This window comes from Orenia metallireducens, assembly GCF_003001995.1.
Taxonomy (GTDB): Bacteria; Bacillota; Halanaerobiia; order Halobacteroidales; family Halobacteroidaceae; genus Orenia; species Orenia metallireducens_B.
In genome coordinates, this window is the sequence record NZ_PVNB01000025.1 from 36,813 (window position 1) to 59,176 (window position 22,364).

The following is a 22,364-nucleotide window of genomic DNA, read 5'->3' on the forward strand; positions in this document are numbered from 1 at the left end:
ATCTCACCTCCAATTTTTAATCAAAATCAGAAGCTATAAGTAAGCCCTGTTTGTAAGGAAATATTCTGATCTAAGTAAACATTACTAGCTACCCAGCCATCGGTTTTTCCTGCAACCTTTAAATTCCAGCCCCACTTATCATTAATAACTGTACTTAACTTAACTGACAATAAAGCTCCAAATTCTCCCTGACTAGTCTTAAATTTTTGATCTTTAGGCTGACTCCATAGCATTAACCTTGGTGTTAATTTTATCTTCTTATCTTTGAAAGTTATCGGATAATCTATTAACTGTAAATCTATACCTGGAAAATAATTTTTATAGTTGGATTGATTTAATAAAGACATAAATAGCTTTAAATCATCCTTTTTTAGATAAAAGTTTAAATTGACACTGCTACCAAAAGAGGTTAAGTAATGCCTTACATTTACATTAAAAGCTAAGTTCTCATTGAGCCTAAATTCATCAATTCCAAATAACATCGGGTCTAAAGCATTAAGCATAGCTAAGCGTCTCTGTTTATTTAAGTAATCCATCTCTTCTGAACTTAGCTCACTTACTCTAATATATCTATCTATTCCCCCACCGTTCTGGCGATAGCCTCTATCTTGATTATAATCTACATCAGGATTAAATAGATCATGTACCCAGGCTGTAAAATCTAAGCCTGTAAAATCTTTCTTGCTCATATCAGCTCCTTCTTCTTCAATCATCTCCTCGACATCCTCATCGGTACTTTCATCAGTACAAGCATTTAAATAATCATAATTATTAAATAAATCCATCCAATAAGTCAAGCGATAACCATTGCTATACCTAGGGTTATAAAAGAACTTCTCCTTTTCCAAAGAAAGAACTAATTCCGTTTGAGCTTCATAACCTGCAGCAGCTAAGCGTACAAAATCAGGGTTGCTCTCAGCCTTCATTTGAGCCAATTCTTGATCATCTATCTCACTTACAGAGGTAAATTCGCCTCCCTTAAGATCATAAATACCATTATAGCTATCGATCCCTTTATTTTTCAGCACTGCTCGATGGTACTCTTCATGTAACCACCCATCAGCACCAGGCAGTCTAGAGGATTCAACTGCAAAAAGTATATAAGACATCCCCCTCCAAAATACTTGATCAGAAGAATTTCCTTTTAAATTCAATTTATCCATTGTCTTATCCAATAACATTAAGCCTAATTTAAAGTAGTCTTTAGTAATTTTTAGAGATTGATTCATACTTGGCAGATAAAATCCATCTTGATAATTAAAAGGAGCATCAACTAAAGGCAACTCTAATTGAACCTTCTGCTCATCTGCAGTCTTCTCTTTAGAATCCTCTGCCATTACAATAGTAGACAAACTCACCAAAATTACAATGCTAAATAAAAATATTATTCTTTTTTTCATAATCAACAATCTCCTTATTATTTATTTAATTTTAAAATCATTGATCTTACTTTTATTTATCACTCGTTACTGCTCTTTTATTTCTTCTTTAGCTTTCTGCTGTAATTGGTATAGTTGGTTCATTGCTTCTAATGGATTTAAGGACATTATATCTAATTGACTCAGTTGCTCTAAAACTTCACTCTCTTTAGTATTAAATAAAGCCATTTGAGTAGAAGTAGCTGAGCTCTCTTTTAAAGTGTAGTGCTGCAACTGTTCTTCTTTTAAATTTTCCTTATTATCTATTATCTCTTCTTTATTATTTTTATCTTTAGTAGTTACCTCGATAGTCTTTTCTTCTTGCTCCTCTAATTGAGCCAAAATCTCCTTAGAACGATCGATTACTAGGTTAGGAATGCCTGCTCTCTTGGCTACTTCTATTCCATAGCTCTGGTCTGCTCCACCTGGAATGATCTTACGTAAAAAGACTACATCCTCCCCTTCTTCTTGTACTGCTACATTATAGTTCTTGATTCCTGCCAACCTATCCTCTAATTCTGTCAACTCATGATAATGGGTAGCAAAGAGGCTTTTAGCACCAATCTTATCAGTGTCACTGATATACTCAATTACTGCCCAAGCAATACTCAAACCATCATAAGTACTTGTCCCACGGCCAACCTCATCTAAGATAATTAGACTCTTGTTAGTAGCATTATTTAAGATATTAGCCACCTCATTCATCTCTACCATAAAGGTACTCTGTCCTGTAGTCAGATCATCAGAGGCTCCAACTCTAGTAAAGATTCTATCAACAATTCCAATCTCAGCAGATTCTGCTGGGACAAAGCTTCCCATCTGAGCTAATAAAGTAATCAAAGCAACTTGGCGCATATAAGTAGACTTTCCTGACATATTCGGCCCAGTAATAATTGAAAAGCGCTCATCACCTTGGTCTAGATAAGTATCATTTGGAACAAAGACCTCTGTATCAAGCATCGCCTCTACCACTGGATGGCGACCTGACTTAATATCTATTATCTCACCTTGATTGACCTTGGGTCTGACATAATTATTATTTAAAGCTACCTCTGCTAATGAGATTAAAGCATCTAGCTTAGCTAAGATATTAGCCGACTTCTGAATCCGATCAGTCTCAGCAGCAATTCTATCTCTAATATAGATAAATAACTGATACTCTAAATCCATACTCTTCTCTTCTGCCCCTAAGATAATCGACTCTTTCTCTTTAAGTTCAGGGGTAATATAGCGTTCACTATTACTTAAGGTCTGTTTTCTAACATAATCCTCAGGAACTGCATCTAGATTGGCCTTAGTTACCTCTATGTAATAGCCATGTACTTTGTTATGTCCTACCTTTAATGAGCTAATCCCAGTTCTTTTCCGTTCCCGTTGTTGGAGTTCAACAATCCAATTCTTGCCATTCTTCTTAGCATCTAAGTATTCATCTAGCTGTTCATCATAACCCTCTTTGATGATCCCACCTTCAGTAATAGTTGTAGGAGGCTCATCTTGAATAGAGCTTGCAATCAACTCTGTTACATCTGCTAATTTATCTAAATCTTGCTGTAATTCCTCTAACATACTACTTTCAAATTCTGATAATGAACCCTTAACCTCAGGTAGTATCTCCAAAGAGCTCTTTAAAGCAATTAAGTCTCTAGCATTGGCAGAACCATAAATCACCTTACCCATCAACCGCTCAATATCATAGACCTGATTTAATAACTCCCTTAGCTCTTCTTTTAATAATATATTCTTGCTAATCTCTTCAACCCCATCTAAACGGCAATTAATCTCCTTAACATCAAGTAAAGGTTGTTCAATCCAACGCCTTAACCTTCTGCCCCCCATTGAAGTTACTGTCTGATCGATAACCCATAATAAGCTTCCTTTCTTACTCTTATCACGCATAGTTTTAACCAACTCTAAATTACGACGCGTATTGGCATCTAAGACCATATAATCTATAGTAGAGTATGTAGAGAGCCGATTAATATGCTTAAGACTCCTCTTTTGGGTCTCAATTAAGAAATCCAAGACTGCTCCTGCTGCTTTAATGGCTAGAGGTTGATCTTCACAACCAAAGCCCTCTAAAGTAATTGTCTCAAAATGGTCTGTTAATAATTCATAAGCCCTGTCATAACTGAAACTCTCTTGGATATTAGTAGTAATTGGATTAATTTGACTTTTCATAAAGCTCATAATCGGCTTAGAAGAGCGAACCTGATCATCCACTAAAATTTCAGCAGGATTAATCCTTGATAACTCATCAATTACCTTATTAGCAGCCTCTGCTCCATCTAATTGAGTCACTGCAAACTCCCCTGTAGAGACATCTACCAAGGAGAATCCATAGCCTTGATCAGAACCAACAATAGCCGCTAAATAATTATTGTTCTTCTCCTCCAAAATATTATTATTTACTACCGTTCCTGGAGTAATCACTCTGACTACTTCCCTCTTTACTAAACCACTGGCTTGGCTGGCATCCTCAACCTGTTCACAGATTGCTACCCGATAGCCCTTTTCAATTAACTTAGCAATATAGGACTCTGCCGAATGATAAGGAACTCCAGCCATCGGTACCTCATCTCCCTTACCTTTGTTTCTAGCCGTTAAGGTTAACTCTAGCTCCCTAGCTACAGTTTTGGCATCATCATTGAACATCTCATAGAAATCTCCTAATCTAAAGAAGAGTATTGTATCCTGATACTCCTTTTTGATAGAAAGATATTGTTGCATCATTGGCGTTACTTTAGCCATGTATATAATACCTCCTAAAGCTTTCTCTATATTATTGAAGTTAATGTTTTAATCTATCTACAAATTACTATTATAACATAAAGCTACCTTATAATAAAGTATACTGCTCTCTTTAAGCCTAAGACTAAGTCTGAAATTAAAAAAGGATAAAAACAAAAAATATAATAGTGCAAAATAACAAAAAGTAGCTAAATAGCTACTTTTTAACTCTCCTTTTTAGTTATAATTACATCATTACAATTTATACATCTCTTATGTTGTACATCTTTTGAACGACCATCATCACCAAAGTAAACATTAACCAACTCATCTCCACACTCTTTACAATGGGTCATAATTGAATCTACCCCTCCTAATGAGTCCTTTATTAATAAGTTTATTCCAATTTATCTTTAACATTCCTATTATCAAAATATTTTTAATTTTTTTCTTTTACCTTTCTTCTCTGTTTGATTTTGACTTCCTCAATATCATCAAAATTACTGACTCCTAGACAACTTAATAGCTCTGATTTATCAATTCCCATAACAGCCAGCTCTTTTAATTGTAATCTCCCATCTCTAATTAAGTATAGTTCCTTATTCTTCTCTGAAAATTTAGAATCATCTACTGCGTCTTTATTTTTTACTTTTATTTCTTCCCTTAGTTTAATATCAGCAGAGTCCCTTAAACTTAAATATAGCTTATCACTCTTGTCCTCAACAAAGGCATAAAATATATCTTTACTATTATCAATTCCCTTCTGCTTTAGCTTCTCTAATAGCCACTCTTCACTTCTATCAACAAGCTTAAGATTCCCTTTTTGAACGATTCCATCAATAATCACTGCCATGGGAATTCCTTCATACTCTCGCTCAATATCTAAATCTGCTAAGGTAACAGGGCGAGCTGAAGGAATAGGAATCACACTAACAGATCCCGTTGGTTCCAGTACAGCAAAGTCTATCTCTGTCAATTTAGAATACCCTGCTGTTCTTAAAATTGATAGTAGTTGCATCAAAGAAAGGTGCTCCTTCTCTAAATTCTGCTCTATAATCTGACCATCCTTAATCAAAATACTGGGCTCACCTAATAAGAATCTATTCATGATTTGATTTAAAGATAGCTTAGCAAAGATAATATAAAACAGAACTAAAATAGCTGCTCTAATAACTGTTGGCATAAACTCTGTACTGATTAAAGGTTCTGCCACCACCGTACCTAAAATAATAATTGCTACCAGATCATAAGGGGTCAATTGGACTATACTAGATTTGCCCATTAGACGCATTAAACTGATAGTCAACAGAAACATTACAAAGATCTTACTGATAATCTGAAACATAATCTACCACCTTAAAATAATAATAAGTGACGGGTAACGACTAAAAACTTTTATACATTTAGACTGTTCTTAATTGTTATTTTTTATTATCCCAAGTTCTATACTATACCAACACTAGATATTATAGATATGCTAACAACTATACAAAAAAATAAAGCTCTAGACTTTTAAAAGTCTAGAGCTTTATTAAGTATATAGTTATTAACAACAACCGCCGCTGCATCCACCAGCATGAGAACCGCAACCGCCCTCTTCTTCTCCAGCTAAAGCAGCAGAGATAACTTGATTAACAGTCTGCATAACTTGGTTAAATTTATTTTGAGCTTTCATAAAGCTTTTAATATCTTCATTCTCTTGCATTTTAGTTTGTAATGCTTCTAACTCTTTTCTTACTTCATCAGTTGCTTCTTGACCATTCATTGTCATCATCTGTACCATTTGTTGCTTCTGTTGAAACTCTTGTAAGATTCCTTGAGCTTCTTCATTAGCTTGCATCGTATCTTGAGCTACCAATAGCTCCTTATATTCACTAGATTCTACAAGTGCATCTCCCAAATCTTTAGCTTTGTTCATAATTGACATAAAACTACACATCCCTTTTGATTATTTGCAACAGAGATTAATCGACTATTGTACCATACAAAGTCCAACTCTGTACTTTGTTTATTTTAACATTAACTAACTGCCCTGTCAAATTAGTGTCACCTTCAAAGATAACTATCTTATTGGTAGTAGTTCTACCTGTTAAGGTTTCAGGATTATTCTTACTCTCTCCTTCAACTAAGACCTCTACTGTTTGATTTAAATAAGGTTGATTATTCTTCATACTGATACTACTTTGTAAATCTATTAATCTCTGTAATCTATCATTTTTAACATCATCAGGCACCTGCTCTTCCATCTTAGCAGCAGGAGTACCTGTTCGCTTAGAGTACATAAAGCTATATGCCATATCATACTCTACCTTCTCAAATAAATCTAAAGTAGCTTGGAAGTCTTCTTCACTCTCACCTGGAAAGCCAACGATTACATCAGTACTAATAGAAGCATTAGGATTTTTAGCTCTCACTCGTTCAATCAAATCAATATATTCCTCACGGGTATAATTTCTATTCATAGCCTTAAGTACCTTATTGCTTCCTGCTTGTACTGGTAAGTGGAAGTGATCACAGACCTTATCCAAATTAGCTACAGCTTCAATCAATCTATCACTACAATCTTTTGGATGAGCAGTCATAAATCTAATTCTAGCTAGACCTTCAACTTCATTAAGAGCTGTTAATAGATCAGTAAAATCAGTCTTGTCTTCAAAATCATTACCATAAGAGTTTACATTTTGACCAAGTAAAGTAACCTCTTTAACCCCATCAGCTGCCAACTCTTCTACCTCTCTAACTATATCTTCAACTGGACGGCTCTTCTCTCTTCCCCTAACATAGGGCACAATACAATAAGTACAGAAGTTATTACATCCATAGATAGTAGTAACCCAAGCTCTATGGTCATCAGTCCGTTGGACTGGCATATCTGGAATTAGTTCTGTATTTTCATCCCAGACTTGTACCAATGGATTCTTCTGCTCTTTAGCCTGCTTTAACAGCTTTGGAAAATGGTGAATATTATGAGTACCAAAAACTATATCTACATGGCGATACTTCGCCTTAATCTCATTAACTACCTCTTCTTGTTGCATCATACATCCACAGATTCCGATGATTAAGTCAGGATTCTTCTCCTTTAGTCTCTTTAGTTGTCCTACCTTACCATAAACCTTCAATTCAGCATTCTCACGGACACAGCATGTATTTAAAATGATAATATCAGCTTCTGTTAATTCTTCAGTTGGATGATAACCTTCACCTTCTAATACGCCTGCCAACTTTTCTGAATCATGCTCATTCATCTGACAACCGTAGGTTACAGTTAGATAGAAACCTCTATGCTCCTTTTTATCTTTAAGTAGTGTCATATTTATTCCTCCTTTTGATAATACATCTCAGTTCGTAGACTATAACATTATATATTATAACATAAAACCTTTTATTTAAAAGTGATAAATAGAAAAAATAATTGATATTATCATAAAATAACTACTTACTAAAGTTAGTTACTAGCCTTAAATTAATAGCTTACTAAGCCAAATTTGATTACAAAATAAATCGATAAGATTTCTCAATCAAATCCCTAGCCACATCAATATCTTCTACACTCTCTACTCTAACTTCTAAATTTCCAGTTCCGTAATGGCCAATATCACTGACATCCCTTAATCGCTCGTCAGCTAAATCAACTTCAATAGGATTTAGGGATAAATAAATTAATAAATGCTTCTTATGTATTTCCAAGCAGGCAAAATTTCTAATAGTCCTATATGCTATATAAAACTTCCGGTAACTTACTGTTATATCATCACCCAAAAGTAAGATAAATTCCTGAAGTTCTTCAAATAGATCAATAGTTAATTCAGTTCCTTTTGCCTTATGATCATCTAAACAATAACTCTTTTCTATTCTCTCTTCAGTTGATTTTTTCGGTGCTGAATAATCCACTTCTTCATTAGAGGTTAATATATTAATATTTAATAAATCCTCTTCAAAAAGCTGATATTGAATTAGTTCAATTGGTCTTCCCATCTGAGCTACAGCATAGGTATCATATTTATTAAACGTTTCAGCAATACATAATACTCGTGGTGAAGACCAATCAATCTCTATCTTCTTACCTAGCTTATCTCTAACAAGTAATTCAAAGTCTCCTTGATGATCCATTAGCCAGTCTAGATAAAATAAAGCTTGATTGATAATATTTTGACTTTTATTACGCTTATATTCTAAGATTACTGGTGAGTTATTTTCATCTATTCCTAGAGTATCCATTCTTACTCCATGTCGTTCTCCAGTTGAAAATTCACTGGCTAAAAATTCAATCCCGAATATCTCTTCTAAATTGGCTTCTATTAAGTTTTGGAGCTCTTTTTCTAAACTAACAGTTGCGCGTTTGAGTTGTGTGGCTTGACCTTCTTGGATTTTATATATGTTGAAAGACATGGTAAACACCTTCTCTTTAATTTTATGCTACAACAAACTTATTCTAAAATTAATCTTCTCATATACTTGATTATCTTCTTCATCCACTAACACCAAATAATAATCCTTATCTCTTTGATAATCTAAATCTTGCAAAGTAAACTTTTCTTTAAAGCTTCTCTCTTTAGAACTTTCAGAATTACTATCAGCAATAATAATATTTTCATTAGAAATTCTATTACCCGACTCATCTTCAAAGTACAACCTTACTCGCCTTGGAATTAATTTATCCTTAATCTTTTCACTTTGAAAAAAGTTAAGATAAAATATATTATTAGTAATCTTTTTAGAAATACTAGTTAGCCTAATATCTACTTTCCTCACTTCATTTTCACTATTTTGACTTCTATCATTCTTAAACTTAATTACTGGAATAGCTATTTCCTGTAATGAAGCTCCTCCATGAACATAATTCTGACCAGCCCCCTGTTTTTTAAATCGATTAACCCCCCGTGGCACAATAGCAGTTAATCCACTCTTATCTCCAAAAATATAATCTAAATTAACTTTTAAAGTTCCTTCTATATTGGCCTTATCTTTGCTAATTATAAATCTTCGTTTTTCTTCTATAGCATCAATTTTCACACTATCTGTCTTGTCACTCTCTTCTAATGGTCTACGTCGATAAATAAAACCATGATCGGCAGTAATATAAATATTAGCTGCACTCAAACCATGCTTTAAAGTTCTTACAATCAAATCTAACTCTTCATAACTCTCTTCTATGGCTTCAAAAACCTCTAGCTCTGTTGCAGCATGATCTCCTTTAGCATCAATTTTATTATGATAAATATAAACTAGCTTTGTTCCCTTGACTACATCTCGTAAATCACTTCTACTCATCTGAACTATATCTTCATATCTTAAAGCTACAGATTCTTCTTCAGTTACTTTTAATATTTTCTCTCTATTCTTCAGTCCTTGAGAATTTATACCATCTACAATAACATCACCCTTACCATTGATATCAAGCTTTTGATGGGGCAGCAGACTAGCCATCCCTAACTTTGTATAAGAAGGAAGGGTCCCTTGCATAGCATAAAGCTCCGTTGCTCCCTTTACTTCTGCATTAAGTAATTGACTGAACTCTGCTGCAGCTTCATATCGTAAAGCATCAGAGATAACCACATAAACCCGTTCCCCATCTTCTACAGTTTCTTTAATAAACTCTCTATAGAAATCTTTCTGCTGTTTGATTCCAGCAATCTGCCAATTATCTATCAATTCTTCTTCAATCATATTAGACCATTTTGTAGATAATTCTTGTAAGTACCAGTTAGTATATAGGTTTTCAACCCTATCCTTTAACTCTATAATTAATTCCTTATCTTCTATTTGATCATAAGCCAAATAAAATTTACGATATGCTTTATCAATTAAATAATACTCTTCTAAATAGGTATTAAAGAAATCATAAGATTTTTCTTGTCTAATGATTTTATTATACTTCTTCTGATACTTAAATAGTTCTATTACTTGATAGATAGCTTCATACACTTCCTCAAACTTTTCATACCAATGTTTAGTCCTTCTAGCAATAATAATCTCCTGATACCTATCAAATTCATCTAAATCATCTAATAAATTAGCCTTCAATCTATCAATAATAGCTAAATCAAAATCTTCAAAACTATCACAATCTAAATAATTATCTACCTTCCAATTAAAGATATATTCCTTAAGATTAATCTCTTGGGCAATCTCCCTAGATAAATTACCATAACTTTTAGCATGATTACTATGACTCATCCAGTGATCAAGAAAGACTATGCAATTATTCTCCCTTTCTGCTACGTATCCTTCCCACTCTTTAGGAAAAGACTCTTTCAAATTATGATGCAAATTAGTAGTAATAAGAAATCTCATTAATCCTTTAAGACTCTTATCTTGAGCTATGTAACCATAATTATCTTCTATCAGTCTCCAAAAACTATCCTCATCCCCAAATTTTTTGATATCTACAAAATATCTATTATCTTCTTCATTAAGCCCTTTCATTAATATCTTCTTAACTGCATTCTCCAAACTAGGCATCCTTAACATAGATAATGCAGATATAATTGCTATATCAAAGTTCTCTTCTCGATAATCATTAAGCTTGTACTTCTTTAATCGCTCACGACGCTTTTTATTATCAAAAAACTTCTCATATTTATTGAAAACATATCTCAAAGAATAATCTTCTAAACCAAACTCCTGCATAATCAAAGTAGTGCGGTTTGCAGTGAAAATATCAGAATACTTCTGAATATCCAATAACCAATTCTCCCGTTTAACAGGTTCTGGCTTATCAGAATAGATTAGATAATTAGATTCTTGGTCTACAACCTCTAGTTGATACTTTGTTTCGAAATTATTATTTCCTGTTAACTTCCATAGTTTAGCATTATTTAAGTTCAGTTCTTCTATATCTTCAGCAAATTCTTTATTTTCATCATACCAAAAAATAATATGCCGTTTCTTAGCATCACTAAGCTCTCTTGTAAATTTTTCTTCTAATGTTTTTTCAATTTTATCTAACTCCATAACCTCACCCATCCTTATATTAAAACCAGATAATAGTTTATAGATAAAAGATAATAGATAGTAAAAACTACACTATTATCTCTTATCTTATCTTTAAATTTTTGCTAATAACTTCTTAAACTTCGGATAATTCTCCTTAACCCCATCATCCAAATCAATTTCAATCTGCTGATTAGCTACATGATTTAATTCTTGGTCATACTCTAATAACTCCTGTAAATCACTATCGATTTCACTTAACTTATTTTTAGCCTTACTCTTCTCTCGACTAGACATCTCGGAATCAATAATTCCTTCTAGCCGTTGCTTTTCTGCTTCTAATTTTTTCTGTAACTTATGGAGATAATCTATTCTAATCTTAGATACCATTCCTTTATCATAACGATGCATATAAATTAAAACATTAAAGGCTTTACCTCGACTGTCACTCTGGAATAACCAATAAATTGGACATTTATTATATCTTCTCGTATGGTCATGATAGAATTTAGATTTAGTAATAAAATAGGTTCTCAAAGTTTCTCGAGAGTTACTATTACGCTTACTCAAAGTATCAGCAATAAAGTTTAAATTTTCTTCTAGATTCTCTTCGCCAAAGGTAACCTTAACAAACTCGACAAATTTAGCTACTATATCATCATCAAAGTATTCATCCTTAGTAATTGGGATAATTCCATCTTCATCAACAGAGAATATCTGATACTTACTTGCATCAAATTCTCCTCCTGCATAAGCTAGTCCCTCTATATCTAATGAATAACGCCCTAGCATACAACCAACTGCATAAGAGATAAAGCTCTTAATATCCCGTTCTCTATCTGCTTTTCTAACTGTAACATCCTTCTCCTCAACTTCTGGGCTAAGCTCATCTTCTAATCCATAGATATCAATGAAGATTCGGTTTAACTCTTCTTCATTAGCTTTAAGTTGATAGAATTGTTCTTCTGCAAAGTCTGACCAGTTATTGAAGGCTTCTTCGATTGTTTGTGCATTGTCTTTGTGAGTTAATAATGGGTGTCGCTTGAAGTCCCATGATATTTCGAAAGAGTCCCAGTCGATCTTGGAGATTTCGATGTTTTGTTGGACTAGGCTATCCGTTTTCTCTTTTAGAATCTGATTATCATCAACTACTTTCTTTTCATATGGAAGCTGTATTATATCTCCTTTATTATAATCTAATGTAGCAGATAACACATTTAAAAAATGATTTGCTACTTTAGAATTTAGAAATCCATTTAAAGTATAAATATCTTCTTTAAACGGAAAGCACATAGATCCTTTTTGGTCAAACATAAATCCTTTAGAAGAATATCTAGTAGAAAATTTACTTGATATGTTACTCCAAGTTATACCTTCTTTAAAATAATTTCCTCTATCTTTAACAACATAATCAGCATTACCATTCAAATAAGGATATTTGTTTTTTACGAATTCCTTTATTTCTTTGCCATCATTTTGCCAATTTACGATATATTCTTGATTCCCATACCATTTTCTATATGTACCACCTTTATGATAAGGAAACCACTTCAATCCACTTTTTTTAGCTTCTTCAGAATTGCTAAAATTAAATCCAATACTATGTATTTTTACCTCATGCCATAACTTTAAAAAATAATTATTATTTGAAGTCTGCAAACCTACCTGAACTCTAGCTATATCATCTAACTTTTGGCTTTGTTTGAATATCTCGATTACAGTATCTGATATCCAATAAGCTATAGGCGAACTAGGAATTTCATGAAAGTTACTATACTTTGTTGTATTTTTATTATTAATATCAAAATATTGTTTCTTCTTCTCTTTTGGATTATTATAATCTGTCAACCTTAAGTAAGTTCCATTATACTTAGCATTTAAATTATTTACCATTATAAAGGAAGTGGATTGAACTACTTCTCCACCTATCTCTTCAAAAGTTTTTGGTCCTAAGTGTACCATTGATTCAATAGTAATATTAGTAAGTAATTGTTTTCTCAATTTTTCAAAACTAGACAGAAACATCCAAGAATGTTGAGTAATCATTGCTATATAATATTTTTCAATACTATAATCTATGCATTTCTCTATAAATACTGAAAATAAATCTCTTTTACTATTTTCGAAATTTTTCTTCAGGTATTTCTTTAGTTTACTATTCATATTTCTACTGCCCATATAAGGGGGGTTAGTACATACTATCTCGTATTTCTGTCCCATTATCTGAGCCTGTTTAATTAAAGCCAATAATATATCTTCAACTCTATCATAAAATAATCCTAACTTATCTTTTAATATTTCTAACTCTGCTTCCATAGCTTCTTCATTAATCGCCTCTACCTCTAGAATAGAACCATAGTCTTTAGCATCCTCAAAAATATCAATTAAGTAAGAAATATTCTCAGCTCCACTATCTTTAATTATCTTTAATTCCGCTTCACCGATACTATTACTCTCTTGAATTGCCGTAATATTCAACTCTATTGGTTTCCTAAAAATACGACGATTCTTCTCTCTAGCCTTCATCATTACTGCAAAGTAAGCCAATTGTGCTGCTCGATTATCTATATCCAATCCATAAAGATTATTCTCTAAAATCAATTTTGGTATATCTCGACTAGAGTAGCCTACTGATTGATATATTTCATATAATACATCAAAAGCATATACCAAAATATGCCCACTACCACAAGCAGGGTCTAAGACCTTAATCTCTTCTGGTCGAATATCATTAACTCTAATCTTCTCTAATTCTTCTGCCACCTCTGGCTCCTGTTCTGCTTCTTCTAGATAATACTCCCATTCTTCTTTTAACTTCTCTTTTAGACTATCACTTAAATTGCCCGATTCTAACCATAGTTTACCCAAGGAATTCTCAACCATATACTTAACTATCCACTTAGGAGTAAATAACTGAGTAGCCGCTGGTATCTCTTCCTTCTTTATCTTCTTCTTACTAGCGAAAACCTCATCCTTCTTTTCAGAGATATAGAACTGATACAACCACCCAATTATCTCTACTCCCTCTTGCCAATCTTCCTCTTCGACCTCATTTACCAGCTTAGTAATCACCGACTTTTCAGCTAATAAATTATCTGGTAATAGTATTTCAGTATAATCCGCAATCTTTTCAAAGATAAAAGGCATAATCTGATTTAACTCATTACATTGCTCAATTAATAAATACTTATATAGCTCATCAGTTTTGTTCTCATCCTGATACTGATAGACCTTCTCCTTATCAATATCCAATCCCAGGTGTAATGCCTCCCGAATAATATCTGGTTCTGCCTTACTACCTTCTATTGAAGATAAGACCCTAACCCCTGTTGGCAGATAATTATTAACTTCCATATAACGTAGAGCCACAAAACGATTAAACCAAGTATAAGCCACCTCTTCCATTACCTGCTCATAACCTTTATTCTTTATCTCTTTAATTAACTCTTCTCTCTCTCCAACCTCTTTAGGAGTTAAAACCCTATTAGCAAACTTAAAAGCTAAATAACCTTCACCTCTATCTTCACCATCTTTAATTCCATCTTTACTAATCCCAATCTGATATGCTTTCTGTTTTACCTGTTCAATTAGTGTATTTCTAGCATCAATTGCAAAATTCTTAATCGCCGTCTTATTCAAACATAACACCCCTTTAAGTGCAGATTAATAGAGTATGGTATTAGATTATAGATATTATAACCTATAGCCTACTGTTAAATAAAAAATAAACTCTATCTATTATCTAAACTAGTTTGATTCGTTTATCTTCATCAAGTTCCCTCTGTAATTTCTTTCTGATTACATCAAGCACCTCTTCAATATCACCTTCATCTTCAATAATCTGTGCCCCATGTAAAATATATGCCAAACTAATTACTTCTGTCTCTTTAACCTTATAATCATCCTTTTCTGGAGTTTCCTCGACAGAACTCTTATTACCTTTATTCTTCTCTTCCTCTTGCTTATATTTAAGCTCTAATTCTCTGACTTTCTTCCTAATATCCTCAATAGAACGTATCTTTAAACGGTCACTCTCTTCCTTCATTGCAATTACCTGATACAGATTATTAGCCCTATCCAACCTATCTAATAGACTAACAAATCCTCTCTTAATCTTCTCTTCAAAGTCCTCTGGCAACTCTTTTTCAGCCAACTCATCTTTAACTATCTGATAATTATGCTTGATTACCTTCTTAACAGGCTTACTCTCTTCATCTAATAACTCAGCAAACTTATCATTAAATTTATTTCGTAACTCTGGTATTCTATAAATCTCAGAATAAGGTTCTTCCATTGCTAATATATTCTGTAATTCTTCTATTAAATCAATTATATCTTTTTCTAATACATATGACTGATTATCTTTATAAATCTCTATTGTATCCCAGGCCTTATCATAGTATTTCTTCTGATCTCCAATTAAGAAGTTTTTAACCAACTCTGCATCCTCTTCATAATCTAATAATTCATCTTCATTCTCAGCCAAAGCACTATAGAACTCAAAAGCATCTCGGATTTCTAGAATAGTCTCCATAGTTCTTTTGCCTCTTTTTAAGATATCTTCTCCTGGATAATCTTTATCTTGATTTTTAGAATAAATATTTAATAAATCATTAATTCCAGTATCTCTAGCTTCTATCTCAACTCTCATTTCTTCTTTAATAGCTTCCATCAATCCATCTTCATCACTCGGAAATGCTGTCTTGGCAAAAAGATCTCTGGCTAAATTTCTGGCCAAATTAATTAATCTTTGTTCTACTTTGATTCTTTTGGTGATTATTAAACCTTCCATATAATTATTTCGAGTTAAATAATCAATTAATCTTCTATTGTCCTTCTCTATATTTTCACCTTTATACTGCAACTTAATCTCTTGAGCCTTAAACAATTCAACTACTACTGCAGCAATATCTAACTCTTTCCAACCATAGGGTACACTCATGAAATCTTCCATTACCTTCTTTAAGCTTGTCTTAAGATTTCTTTCACTTCTTCTACTAATATATCTTCTTACCTCATCAATAGCTAAATGATTAGCTATCTGTTCATCAAAGTTAAGTTGCTTATCACCACTATTAATTTTCTTTAACAACTGGCTCTTATCTTTTGTAAACTCTTCAATATAATTTAGCTTCTTATATATAGTTTCAATCAAAAATTTAAAGGCTTCATTAATTCTCTTGACTGGATCACTAGATTTAATTTCTAATCTTTCACTCATCACATAGATCTCTGCTTCACCTAAATCTTGAATCAATATCTCTTTAATTCTAGAATTTCTTTCATTAGATTCTCGCCTTTTGGCACTCATAATTCTCTCTATCTCTTCAGTCTTGGCCATACCACCTTTTTTTCTTAAGTACTTATCTAATTTTAAGGACTCTTCTAACTCATCCATTAAATTTCCTTCTGGTAGCTTAAAAATAATATTGCTATTGGCTGAAGACGCCAATCTCAATTCTTCTTCACTATCAAGACAAAATGGAGTTACTATTCTAACACCCACTTCCCCATTTGGACGCCCCCGATGTTGTTTATCTATAATTTTATTAAAAGGAAAATTATATTCTGTAGAATAAGCATACTTTCTATCAGGATAAATATCTTCAAATACATATTCACCAATCTTGTCTATAACCATATCAGGATCTATATTTGTACTCTTTATCTCCCGATTAATATCCTGTTCTTCATTAGTTAAAAACATATATTCTAGCCCATTCTTTTGAATTAATGTTTCTTTGACCAATCTTTTCAATGAGTCTTCTATCTCCTCTTTTAAGCCTATCTTATCTTCATCAATATCACTGATCATTAATGTAGTAATATTCTCAAGATTAGCAGGTACTTCATCAATATATTTAATCATAAATAAAACCTTTAAAACTTCAACATCCTGCTCTTCTAACTTAGAGTGCTCATCTTCTGCCCTCTCTTGAGCTTTCTTAATCACTCTACTTACAATAGGATCTAAAAATTCCTCGATTGATTCATAAAAAGCAGAAAAAGGCACTAGCTTACCTAACTCATTATCAACATAAATCAATGCTGATTCTTGGAAAGCACTAAGTAATGACCGCTCACCTTCTGATAAATGCTTCCCAGAAGCACCATGTAATCTAATCGACTCAAAAACCTTCTGCAATAAATCAAATTGATAAGGAATAAAAGGATAAATATTAGCAAAGTTATCTTCATCAACATAATTCTTCATTTCAGCTGTATCAGCAGAAAAAGTAATTAAATTCTTTAAGATTGAACTCTTATTATCATAAAGTAATCTTAAAGTATCCTTTACCTCATCTTTTTTATCCAGTATCCTCTTTTGTATAACCTCATCTACATTAGCACTAGATAAGCTTAATCTCGTATCAAATCTTCCTTGTATTTTTGAAAAATCTCCACCTTGTACTTTAGTTATTGAGTCAATATCCTGCTGTGAAGTTACTAATACCCAAGCTTTACCTCCACAATATGTACCTAAATCTTCAGCTACTGTCTGCAAATTCAACATTAACTGAGTATCGTCACCAATATATTGACCAATTTCATCAACTAAAAATACTAGATGATGATTATTACCTTTAGCTTCAATATATTCTTGCACCAATTTGGCAAACTTCTCTACACTTAAACTATAATTATTCTCTGCACTATAGTACCAGTTCCTTGCCGTTTCTTCACTCATTTTTGTAGTATTAACTAGTGCCTCTATAATTGCATCTTCTTCATAATAAAAATCATGCCTTCTATCTTCCCATTCATCACCTATAATCCCCTTAAACTCTGCTTTAAAGTCTTGATATGTACCATCTTTATCCATAGTTCTTTCTAAATCAGCCAACCATGGAATATCTCCACAATAGCCCAAATAATCATTGAAAACTTTCATAAATACTTTAACTATTGCATCTTTTTCTGATTTACTATCAGCATCACTCTTAGAATCAATATTAAACAATATTACATCCGTTTCTATTTTCCCTGCCTGCTCAATAGCCTCTAATAACTTATCATTCTTAACTTTATCATCAAAAAAATCAATGGCTGTCTTTTCTTCCATTTCTCTATTTTCCAATAAATAAGATAATATTTTAATAAAGTGAGATTTACCAGAACCAAAAAATCCAGAAACCCAAACTCCCATCTTATCAGTCAAACCATCTATTCCTTTTTTATATGCATCATAAAATCTTTCAAAATACTCTTCTAATTCATGAGTTACAACATATTCCTCAAGCTCTTGCTTTATATTCTCTTCATCACTCTGTCCTACTTTAATAACCCCTTTTATATCACGAGTAATATCCTTCTTAAACATCTCTTTAAGTTTCATCTCTTTATCCCTCCTCTTTATTATCCCATTAATAATAAATTTATTATTTTTCAACTAGCCTAAAAGCACGATAATAATTATCGTCTTTAAATTCACCAAACAACTTTAAAGTAGCCCCATCATAAACACCTGGAAAGAACATTACTACAGGAACTTCATCCAAAGCAGCATGAAGATTATTTAATACAGTATGAGATCTAATTATAGGCCATGCCTTCCCTATTCCAGTTAAAAAGACAATGTGATTACCTTTGACTCTCTCTGTAATATACTTTACTAGCAAATTATTATCATCCAATAATCTAAGTGTTCTCTTAGTTCCTTTTAATACTCGATCACTTCCTCCTCGTTTTTCCATTTTAATGGTTTTTTCTAAATATCCTTTATCTTTTAATATATTTAACATTATTTGATATAAATCAAACTCAATTATTTTAATCTTTAAATTACTATTGTTAATTTTATCTTTAACAAATTTTATATGTTCCCTTACCAACAATTCATCTTTAGGTTCATAATCAAAAACATAATACCCAATCTCATTACCTAAACCTCTACCTTCTATAAAACTATCTTCCTTTATTTTTCGTAATATTTGATCTAATCTTTCACGAATATTACTCATCTTTACCTCCGTTTTTTTATATTTTCCCTTTATCTATTATCTACTTTTCACCCAAGCATTGCTTCAAGATATTCTGCTTCATTCTTATCTATGAGATGTTGCTTTAAGCTTTGATTAATAATTGGCCTAACAATCTCACGTTTATCTTGCTCTTTAATAAAACCAGCTTCAAACAATATCCTAATAAAAACTTGTTTTAATTTATAATAAGTATATTCCTTCCATCCTGCTACTCTTTCACTCTGTTCTGCCTTCTTCTCAAAGAAGATATTAAAATCCTTATCATGTAAATAAGGATCTTTTATCAAATATTTTTCTCTATATACTTCTTTCATAAACTCAAAAAAAAGCCTATCAGTTTTTAAAATTGAATATAAAGCTATTTGTTTACTATTATCAAGAGTACCATTTAGTAATTGATCAATTAAATAATCATCTAACACATTAATTCTTTTAATCGTGGCTCTAGAAATTGTTTTTCTCCTATTTAATGTATTGACCTGAAAAATATTATCTTCCACTGCTTGTCTTCTTATTTCTTTATCTGTTATATTTGAGTTTCTAACTTTTAATTTAGCAATTTTCTTTAATTCCAAATATAAAAAAGGAGTAGATTTAATTCCTGTGCTATACTTCTTTTTCTTCTTCATCTATTTCTTCACTTCCTTCTAAATTTAATATTTCATGGCCACATTATCATAATATATAACTTATACACAACCTCCAATAATCCTTTAAATATCAAGCATTAAATCAACTTTAATATTTTAATTATATCTTTTATACTTTGCAGCAAATCAACCATTTATACTCCTAAATCCAGTATTCTAACTTTTTAAATAAGAGCAAAAAATAAAAAAACACCTCCCAAGGATTTGTCCTCAGGAGGCCATCATCAAAACTCACCACCATATTTAATCTTATACTCTCCTTTATCAAACTCCAACTTCACCCCCTCTTCCTTCTTCACCTTAGCCTTCAACCTATTCTCAACCTTCTTCTCATCCTCACTATTAACCTTATAACCAGCCTCCTCTAACTCACTTAACACTTTATCTAACAAATCATTAATGCTATTCAACGAATCCTTTCCAGAAAATTCGAATAGAATACCATCAATCACATCATCAACCTCAGCCAAAATAAAAGTTCCTGTCCTAAGATAAGGATCTAAGCCTGGTTTCCACTTCCTCAATCCTATAATCAATACACTCAATAACGATAACCATCCTATTAATTTACTTGCCAGTTCAAGAATAATTTCTTGCATTTTAAACCTCCATATTCTTTGGTAAAATTGATAACCATTCGCCTTATCCCTTATCCTCTATCCCTTGCACTACCGCCAAAGCTATCTTTAGCTGATAATCTGCTGAATTAAGCAGTTTCTCTTCATAAGAATTAGTTATAAACCCCACCTCAACTAGCACCGCAGGACACTTAGTTTTCTTCAAAACATATAAATCATTATTATCCTTAACAAGTCTATCTACACTATTAGTCACCTTAACCAAACTTCTATGAATTGATTGAGCCAATAGCCTCCCCTGCTTACTACCAACATAATAAAAAGTCTCAATCCCTTGAGCTGATTTATTAGGAGCACCATTACAGTGGATAGAAATAAATAAGTCTTCCTTACTAGACTCAACCCTCTCAGCCCAGATTGGAAGACAATCATTATCCCTTGTTAACTTAACCTTATATCCCAGATATTCTAATAAAAATCCAATTAACTTAGCCAACTTCAAATTAATATCCTTCTCACAAGAAAACTCACCAACAGCACCAGCATCTTTGCCTCCATGCCCCGGGTCTATAATAATTTTCATTTTTCCGCCTCCTATATGCATTTAGTAAATTAATAATACAAATTTCAAAATAATTTCTCACCATAAATCTAACTAATCTTCATTAATTATTTAAAAATCATTTAAGATAGTAAATTAATCTTTTGATTTTATTCGTGTTCCATCTGTGTTAATTCGTGGCTAAAATAATCTTTTAAATTTAAATTTGATTATATCTTATTCTTTATTCCTGAGTTGTTTTAAGGCTTTTCTCAATGAATCAGGAATCAGCACTCCAGCCTCGCCCAAATTCTCCAAAGCACTAATTCCCTCCTTAGAGATATAAAACCAAATTGCCATCTGCCTAACCATTCCTCCGCTCCCTAACACCTGGTCCACCAAATGGGCTATAGCCACAGTAAAAAATAACCCTACTTTACGAGCTATTCCCTCTCTACCAATATCACTATCCAACTCCTTAAGCATATAAGCAGATAACAATCCAGTAATATAATCAATTATCACCATCCATGCTAAAACCTCTAAACTTTTATCATAACCACCGACTCCATAGCAGATAAAACCACCTACTAACCCTATAAGATAATGAAGATAATTCAATACCCTTTCAAAAACAATCACCCCTTTAAAAACCAGAGGATAAGGAATAGAGGAGATAGGAAAAATTCGTTTAAGTATTTTTCCATCACGAAGAGTCTAAAGGACTTGAAGGTAGAGGATAGTCAAAACCATTAGAGCCTTTATCCTTAAAATCATCTAAATTTTCCTGCGTTATCTACCTTATCTTTTATTTGTATAAATTAATATCTTAAAATTTCTTGACTTTGACCTTCGCTATCCTCTGTCCTCTATACTCTATCCTCTAATACATTATTGTTTTATAGCTGTTCAACAACTCTTTAAACCCCTCTGGTACTGCTGCTATTTCACTCCGATTCTTATACCAATAAGCAACCAACAATTTAATTACCTGCCGAATATCCTCAGGAACATCCTCTGCATTATCTCCATAACCACTCTTATATTCAACATATATATAATCAGCAGGTAAATTTTCAGCCTCAACCTTAAAACCTAACAACTGATAATTAGCAACCTCCCAGATAACCTCTGCTCCATTCTCTAGATACTTAGCCTCACTAATCTCCTGTACAGGTCGCTTAAGTAGAACCAATGGTAGCTTAGGTTTGAAAAATAACTGCCTCCAACTTTGTGTAATCAATGACCTTCCAGTTATATTTTCAACTGCTTTAGTAGCTGCTTTAATATATGAATCAAGTAAACTATCTTCATCATTATTATCAATCTGTAAATGTTCCTTCACCTCAGCTACTGTTATGGGAGTAACTACAGAACCTGATATTAACTCTAAAGCCATACTAATCTATCTCCTCTTTACTTATTAATTCAATCAACTCTTCTTTATCGATATTAGCTAAATCACTAATCTCTCTTTTTAAAAGTTCTTCACTAACTTCCTTAAGTAACTCATCTTTATTTAAACCACTATA

The 22,364-nt window shown here is 32.4% G+C and carries 16 protein-coding genes; all 16 read right to left on the reverse strand.

The window, feature by feature from the left end; all coding sequences use genetic code 11:
- Window positions 1-26: 26 nt before the first annotated feature.
- The 16 genes from BX659_RS14800 to BX659_RS14870 all read right to left on the reverse strand — a co-directional run bounded on the left by BX659_RS14800 (window position 27) and on the right by BX659_RS14870 (window position 22,231).
- On the reverse strand, window positions 27-1,400 hold the full coding sequence (locus BX659_RS14800) for a hypothetical protein (protein ID WP_097018843.1): 1,374 nt from the start codon (window positions 1,398-1,400) through the stop codon (window positions 27-29).
- Between the two features lie 66 nt (window positions 1,401-1,466).
- On the reverse strand, window positions 1,467-4,166 hold the full coding sequence (gene mutS / locus BX659_RS14805) for a DNA mismatch repair protein MutS (protein WP_097018844.1): 2,700 nt from the start codon (window positions 4,164-4,166) through the stop codon (window positions 1,467-1,469).
- A gap of 203 nt (window positions 4,167-4,369) precedes the next feature.
- A complete protein-coding gene (locus tag BX659_RS19490; RefSeq protein WP_258176149.1) occupies window positions 4,370-4,501 on the reverse strand; it encodes a hypothetical protein in 132 nt (43 codons plus the stop codon).
- Between the two features lie 83 nt (window positions 4,502-4,584).
- A complete protein-coding gene (locus BX659_RS14810; protein WP_097018845.1) occupies window positions 4,585-5,490 on the reverse strand; it encodes a DUF421 domain-containing protein in 906 nt (301 codons plus the stop codon).
- 201 nt (window positions 5,491-5,691) lie between these two features.
- Entirely contained in the window at window positions 5,692-6,063 is a 372-nt protein-coding gene (locus BX659_RS14815) for a YlbF family regulator (RefSeq protein ID WP_258176150.1), read from the reverse strand.
- 46 nt (window positions 6,064-6,109) lie between these two features.
- Window positions 6,110-7,459 carry a tRNA (N6-isopentenyl adenosine(37)-C2)-methylthiotransferase MiaB gene (miaB, locus tag BX659_RS14820; RefSeq protein WP_097018847.1) on the reverse strand — a complete coding sequence of 450 codons (1,350 nt, stop codon included), beginning with the start codon at window positions 7,457-7,459 and terminating at the stop codon, window positions 6,110-6,112.
- Window positions 7,460-7,637: 178 nt separating this feature from the next.
- Window positions 7,638-8,537, reverse strand: a complete 900-nt coding sequence (locus BX659_RS14825; protein WP_097018848.1) for a DUF5655 domain-containing protein — start codon at window positions 8,535-8,537, stop codon at window positions 7,638-7,640.
- 27 nt (window positions 8,538-8,564) lie between these two features.
- Window positions 8,565-11,102, reverse strand: a complete 2,538-nt coding sequence (gene pglZ / locus BX659_RS14830; protein WP_097018849.1) for a BREX-1 system phosphatase PglZ type A — start codon at window positions 11,100-11,102, stop codon at window positions 8,565-8,567.
- Between the two features lie 93 nt (window positions 11,103-11,195).
- Window positions 11,196-14,720 carry a BREX-1 system adenine-specific DNA-methyltransferase PglX gene (gene pglX, locus BX659_RS14835; protein WP_097018850.1) on the reverse strand — a complete coding sequence of 1,175 codons (3,525 nt, stop codon included), beginning with the start codon at window positions 14,718-14,720 and terminating at the stop codon, window positions 11,196-11,198.
- A 103-nt stretch (window positions 14,721-14,823) separates the two neighbouring features.
- Window positions 14,824-18,417, reverse strand: coding sequence for a BREX system P-loop protein BrxC (gene brxC, locus BX659_RS14840; RefSeq protein WP_097018851.1), 3,594 nt, complete (start codon window positions 18,415-18,417; stop codon window positions 14,824-14,826).
- 43 nt (window positions 18,418-18,460) lie between these two features.
- On the reverse strand, window positions 18,461-19,042 hold the full coding sequence (locus BX659_RS14845) for a DUF1788 domain-containing protein (protein WP_097018852.1): 582 nt from the start codon (window positions 19,040-19,042) through the stop codon (window positions 18,461-18,463).
- Window positions 19,043-19,089: 47 nt separating this feature from the next.
- Window positions 19,090-19,692 carry a DUF1819 family protein gene (locus BX659_RS14850; RefSeq protein ID WP_097018853.1) on the reverse strand — a complete coding sequence of 201 codons (603 nt, stop codon included), beginning with the start codon at window positions 19,690-19,692 and terminating at the stop codon, window positions 19,090-19,092.
- 245 nt (window positions 19,693-19,937) lie between these two features.
- A complete protein-coding gene (locus tag BX659_RS14855) occupies window positions 19,938-20,312 on the reverse strand; it encodes a hypothetical protein (RefSeq protein ID WP_253250783.1) in 375 nt (124 codons plus the stop codon).
- A 43-nt stretch (window positions 20,313-20,355) separates the two neighbouring features.
- Entirely contained in the window at window positions 20,356-20,874 is a 519-nt protein-coding gene (locus BX659_RS14860) for an N-acetylmuramoyl-L-alanine amidase family protein (protein WP_097018854.1), read from the reverse strand.
- A gap of 195 nt (window positions 20,875-21,069) precedes the next feature.
- Window positions 21,070-21,453: a phage holin family protein gene (locus BX659_RS14865; protein ID WP_097018855.1), complete on the reverse strand. Its 384-nt coding sequence runs from the start codon at window positions 21,451-21,453 to the stop codon at window positions 21,070-21,072.
- A gap of 262 nt (window positions 21,454-21,715) precedes the next feature.
- Window positions 21,716-22,231 carry a head-tail connector protein gene (locus tag BX659_RS14870; RefSeq protein WP_172431953.1) on the reverse strand — a complete coding sequence of 172 codons (516 nt, stop codon included), beginning with the start codon at window positions 22,229-22,231 and terminating at the stop codon, window positions 21,716-21,718.
- Window positions 22,232-22,364: the final 133 nt, after the last annotated feature.